The organism is Lentzea flava (assembly GCF_014648475.1).
GTDB classification, from domain to species: domain Bacteria; phylum Actinomycetota; class Actinomycetes; order Mycobacteriales; family Pseudonocardiaceae; genus Lentzea; species Lentzea flava.
In genome coordinates this window covers 1-1,305 of sequence record NZ_BMRE01000143.1, presented here as the reverse complement: position 1 = coordinate 1,305, position 1,305 = coordinate 1, and the positions used below count along the sequence as shown (strand labels likewise).

The 1,305-nt window shown below is 68.8% G+C and carries 1 protein-coding gene; it reads right to left on the bottom strand.

Annotation, left to right across the window (positions count from 1 at the left end; genetic code table 11):
* Positions 1-230 precede the first annotated feature (230 nt).
* Entirely contained in the window at positions 231-371 is a 141-nt protein-coding gene (locus IEZ09_RS47315; protein ID WP_229813573.1) for a hypothetical protein, read from the bottom strand.
* Positions 372-1,305 lie beyond the last annotated feature (934 nt).

Below are 1,305 nucleotides of genomic sequence, written 5' to 3'. Positions count from 1 at the left end.
GGCAACCAGATTCGCGAAACGAGCCGCCTACCACCGAGCCGAGATCATCCTGGCCTGCATCGTCCTTCACCTCAGGTGAAGATCCGCAAGACCGGCCCTAGGGGCGCCGAAAGCGAACTCGCTGCCGTGGCGGGCCGGCCGTCCGGGGTTGAGACCGGGAGGCAGCGGCGGTGGCGGGGCGGCGCAGCACCCGGTCCGACCGCATCCGCATCAGCACGACGACCGGAAGATCAGACAGTACGTGCGACGAGCCGCGATCCGTCGTAGTCGGCGTCGGCGACGAGCAGGATCTGCGGATCTCGTGGTCTCCGGTGTCCGACGGTGATCAGCCGTTGCACAGCGTCGCGGATCTGGCGGGCGGTCACGCTCACGGTGTCGTCGCCGGAAGCAAGCCGGATCGCGTCCAGCGGGCGCGATCCACGAGTGCCGCCTGCTTTCCGTGGCCGCGACGACGGAGTAGTGCCAGCCCGGCACCATGACCCACCCGCAGGTGTGACACAGGACCCGCTGCGGCCACGTGTGCGCTTCCGGTCGCAGTCAGCAAGTCACCTCCACCGCCAGCACCGGCCGCCCGTCCGCCGCGCGGGGCGGCGACACCGCGGGCAGGGTGGAGCGCAAACGCTCGAAGTAGACCTGGCGCTGTCGATCCTGCGTCCCGATCGGCATGTTCCTCGCCGCGGCCGACCGGCTTGACCGTCATCTGCCGCTGGGCGAGCAGGTGCGCGCCACGATCAAGCGCGGCCGGATCCACGAGGAGATCACCAGGTTCATGACGTCGGTGCCCGGCGAGGCGGCGCGGTTTGCTTCGCACGGAGTTCTACCGCCTGCTCGACCTGCCAGAGCCAGAAGCGCCCGCCTCACCTGCGTCCTCCACTGCCGGAACTGTCACCGCGACTCCAGCCGCCGAGATCATGCGCGCAGATCTGCGGATCGCCGATGACCAGCTGTCGGTTGCCGTGGCCCGGCACACCATTGATCTGGCGCCGTTGCAGGCAGGCGTGGCACCGGTGGTGAGCACCGACGAACGCTGCTCGACCCAGCTGGGGCCCCGCGGACATCGTGGTATACGACCACCCTGGCGACGTGCATGGACAATCGCCGACACACTCGACGCTCTTTCCGGGTGCCGTGCTCGCGACAATGCCTGTCGACGCGGCCACCTGGGTAGTGGGCACGCGGGACGCCAGGACCGGAGCTCACGTCGGTCGGCGGTGACGGCAGGGTTTGGTCGGTCGTCGTGCCGGCGTGTCGGGCTTCAGGTGATGGTTGACGGTTTGGCTTCACCTGATCCTTGACGTCGGACCT